Source organism: Desulfosarcina sp. (assembly GCF_041551955.1).
Classification (GTDB): domain Bacteria; phylum Desulfobacterota; class Desulfobacteria; order Desulfobacterales; family Desulfosarcinaceae; genus Desulfosarcina.
Map to the genome: position 1 here is coordinate 1 of NZ_JBFELV010000464.1, position 3,914 is coordinate 3,914.

Below are 3,914 nucleotides of genomic sequence, written 5' to 3' on the forward strand. Positions count from 1 at the left end.
ACGGTCCCCGGGCCTGCATTGTAGGCGGCCAGGGCAAGTCTTACATCTCCTCCGAAACGGTCCAGCATCTGCCGAAGATAGCTGGCGCCGCCGTCGACGTTCTGCCGGACATCAAAGGGGTCGTCTACACCCAGTTCTCTGGCCGTTGCCGGCATGAGCTGCATCAGTCCCTGGGCGCCCGCCGGGGATACGGCATCCACCTGAAAGTTGGATTCGGCCTGAATCACGCTGCTGATCAGTTTCTCCGGCAAGTTGTAACGCCGGGCAGCGCTTTTGATGCTGTCGGCGATCAACGCCTCGCCATCCAGAGAAGTCGCGGCACTGGTATCGGTGCGGGTTGAACGGCCTTGGGACGCTGAAGCGGGAGGGGCTGGATCTTTATTTGACGCAACGAACGCATGGCTGAACCGATCCAGGGGACCGGAGTCAAGGGAACCGTCCCGGCTGCTCGAGTCCCTGAAGAAGCCGTTTGATTCACGGGTGGAAGCCCGAGACATATAGTCCGCAATCGTCAGCCCTGTTTTTTTCCCTATCGATTCTATTGGGATCGACGGTCTTGCCGATGAGAGTTCTGCCGAAAAGGACGGGTTGTGGCCGGCTTTCAGGGGAAGGAATTGCTTGCGGCCCGTTGCGCCGACTGGCTTGAGTCCCGCATTCCGCAGATACGCATCGATCGTCATGCTGGTTTTCTGTACCATGGCTGCTCCGTTCGCATTGATTCTCCGAACAAGGAAGATACAATTTTTATACCAACAAACAGGAAAATGGAATCGATTTAAAAAACGATTAGATGGGTGATCGTTTATTCAAATGTCGTCCTGCCGCGCGTCAATTTCTATTCATCCACAGGCAAAAATATGACATCGATGCCTATCGATCAGGATTCATTCGCCCCTTTCAAATGCCTTGCCGTTCAGTTTTCATGGCTCTGTCGGACAAACAAATATCACCTCGTCTTTTGCTTTAGATAAAGCGCCGTCGAAGAACAGATCGGATGTGTGCGGCGCCGCTACCCCCTTAAGCCAACAGCATGTTTTTTATTGCCGCTGGTATCTGTTTGATGTATTCTTTTCCGAAACAAAGCCGCTCTTGCCTTGTAATATTCCGTGATTATTATCCCACTCTGACGATCTCTTCTAAATCGGCTTCACTGTAAAACTGGCAATCGCATCAACAAATTACCAAGAGGAGGACACGATGAACAAAGCGTTTAATTTTCTGTTATTGGGTGTCGTTCTTGCGTTTGCAGGCGCCTGTGCCACGCCGCAAACCGGAAGCCTGCCAACCGGCAATCCAGGCGAGTTGGTCAAGCAGTTTGAAGCAGAATTGACCCGTGCGCGATCCAATCAGGTGGACGTTCTTGCGCCGGGCTTATTCAATGACGCCCAATCCGCACTCATGAAAGCCAACCAGGCCCTGGGCAGAGGTGCCAAACTGAGTGATATCCAGGGATATGTCGCCCAAGGAAGCGCCAGTTTGAAGAAGGCCGAAGAGATCGCCCAGGTCTCCCGAACCATTCTGGGTGAAACCAATAAAGCCAGAGACAAAGCCCTCAAGGTGGGCGCTGACAAACTTGGCGAACCTTATGATAAGGTGGAAAACCAATACCTGAAGCTCACCACGGCTATCGAGAGAGATAATTTGAGCTACGCGCAGGAAAATGCCCTTGGCGTTCAGGCGGCTTTCCGAGATGTGGAAATCATGGCCATCAAAGACACTGCCATCGGCAATGCGCGCAAGATGATGGCCGACGCCGACGAGGCCAGGGTCCACAAAATCGCCCCGACCGCATACAACGACGCCCTTCAGGCCTTGAAGGAGGCCGACGCCTATATCGGCCAGAACCCATACGAAGCAGACACCATCGGCCAGAAGGCTGCCCATGCCGAATTCATGGCCCGGCGGATGATGAGCATCTACGAAAGTGGCAACAAATTCAAGGGGATGACGCCAGAAGCATCCGCCCTTTACGTGGAAGGTCTGCTTACCCGTCTGGGGGAAAGCATGAACACCGGCGATTTGCGAGATCAGCGCATCGACGGCCAACTCAACGGGATGATCAGTTCGGTTGAATCCCTGACCCAAAAAAATCAGTCTACTGAAAAGGGCAATCAAGCCTACCAGGCCCAGATTGCCAGTCTTGAACAGAAGCTTAGCGGTTTGAAAGGCTATTCGCAAGCGCAGGAAACGGCCAAAGATAAACTCGCCGCCGAACGTGCCTTCAACGAACAGTTCAATAAGGTCCAGCGCTATTTTCGACCGGACGAGGCAGAGGTCTACAAACAGGGCAACCAGTTGGTCATTCGCATGCGGGGCATTCAGTTCCCGGTAGGACAGGCGACCCTGAGCCCGGACAACTACACCCTGCTGAGCAAAGTGCAGCAGGCCATCGCGACATTCGGCCAGCCGACCGTGACCGTCGAGGGGCATACCGACAGCACGGGTTCCGCACAGACCAATCAGGAGCTGTCCCAGAAACGAGCCGAGGCCGTCAAAACCTACCTGGTGGCCAACAAGACCCTGCCGGCCAATCGCATCCGGGCTGCCGGCTATGGACCGGACAGGCCGCTGGCCCCCAATACGACCACCGAAGGCCGTGCCATGAACCGACGGATCGATGTGCTGATTACGCCTTCCCAGACACCTTAAACTCAGGGTGGTGACAAACCACCGGCAGGATAGCTGAAATCCACAAACCGATCAGGAGCCGTTCGCGTTCCTGGTCGGTTTTTTTTGCACCCACCTTGAACCCATTCACATGGTTGGCCGCCGCTGACCCATCGGCACCTTGATATTTATCAATTCCTACCTAAATTAAACAATAAGGTGTACGGCCAATGAAAACGGCGACACGCGCACCCGGCATTTACCGACCATCATTGTTGCACCGCGATTGACGCGGCCGTTGCACCCATTCCCACTGTCAGCGTGAAGCCGCTCATTAATTCTACCAATTAGACCGTCCGGGTCAAAGGCGGCCGCCGTTCGTAAAATCGGATCATACCCTTTGCCCCGTTGAAAGGAACCTTTATGAAACGAACGCTTTTTTTGATTTTGCTCGTCCTTATTTTTTCAGCCGGAACCGCCTCGGCCAAGGTGGTTTCCCAGCCGCTTTCATACATGCACGACGGTGTATCCCTGGAAGGGTATCTGGCCTACGATGATGCCGTTTCGGGCAAGGCGCCCGGGATTCTGGTGGTCCACGAATGGTGGGGACTCAACGACTACGTCCGCTCCCGCGCCGAGCAATTGGCCCGGATGGGATATGTGGCTTTTGCCCTGGATATGTATGGCAAGGGAAAATCCACCGAACACCCGGACGAGGCTGCCGCCTGGATGAAGGAGATCAACGCCAATATGGACCAATGGCTGAAACGGGCCATGGCAGGATTGGACGTGCTGAAGAAGCAGCCCAGTGTGGACACCCAACGGATGGCGGCCGTCGGCTATTGCTTTGGCGGCGCCACGGTCCAGGTGCTGGCCTATGGGGGGGCGGATCTCAAAGGGGTGGTCAGTTTCCACGGCTCCCTGATTCCACCCTCAGCCAAGCAGGCCGCAGGAACCCAAGCCAAAATTCTGATCTGCCACGGAGCCCAAGACCCCATGAACGCGCCAGAGACATTGACCGCCTATGTCAATGCCTTGAACGCCTCATCCATCGACTGGCAGCTGAACGTTTACGGCGGAACCCGCCACAGCTTCACCAACCCGGATGCCGACAAGCGGGGCATGGCTGCCCTGGCTTACAACGCCTCGGCGGACCGGCGCTCTTGGCAGCACATGACCTACTTTTTCGATGAATTGTTTGCGGGAATGTAGCGCCTCACCTGCCAATTGCAGTGGACAGCTAACCGGCAATGCGTTGCTGCTCACTCCCATTGCCGCTTTTGAATTCTCCCCGCGGCAAGCCGCGG

At 55.3% G+C, this 3,914-nt stretch carries 3 protein-coding genes; 2 read left to right on the plus strand and 1 reads right to left on the minus strand.

The annotated features are described in order from the left end of the window. Nucleotides 1-698 (minus strand): lytic transglycosylase domain-containing protein (locus tag ABYV26_RS22525; RefSeq protein ID WP_372683603.1); only part of this gene is annotated, 698 nt, incomplete at its 3' end. A gap of 499 nt (nucleotides 699-1,197) precedes the next feature. On the opposite strand from ABYV26_RS22525, the gene ABYV26_RS22530 reads away from it, so the two are divergent. Beyond that, nucleotides 1,198-2,649: an OmpA family protein gene (locus tag ABYV26_RS22530; protein WP_372683604.1), complete on the plus strand. Its 1,452-nt coding sequence runs from the start codon at nucleotides 1,198-1,200 to the stop codon at nucleotides 2,647-2,649. A gap of 381 nt (nucleotides 2,650-3,030) precedes the next feature. Next, entirely contained in the window at nucleotides 3,031-3,819 is a 789-nt protein-coding gene (locus tag ABYV26_RS22535; RefSeq protein WP_372683605.1) for a dienelactone hydrolase family protein, read from the plus strand. Nucleotides 3,820-3,914 lie beyond the last annotated feature (95 nt).

Bases quoted from the DNA above. Each gene is read 5' to 3' on its own strand.
- ABYV26_RS22530 (WP_372683604.1), top strand. From the start codon at position 1,198: ATGAACAAAGCGTTTAATTTTCTGTTATTGGGTGTCGTTCTTGCGTTT.
- ABYV26_RS22535 (WP_372683605.1), top strand. From the start codon at position 3,031: ATGAAACGAACGCTTTTTTTGATTTTGCTCGTCCTTATTTTTTCAGCC.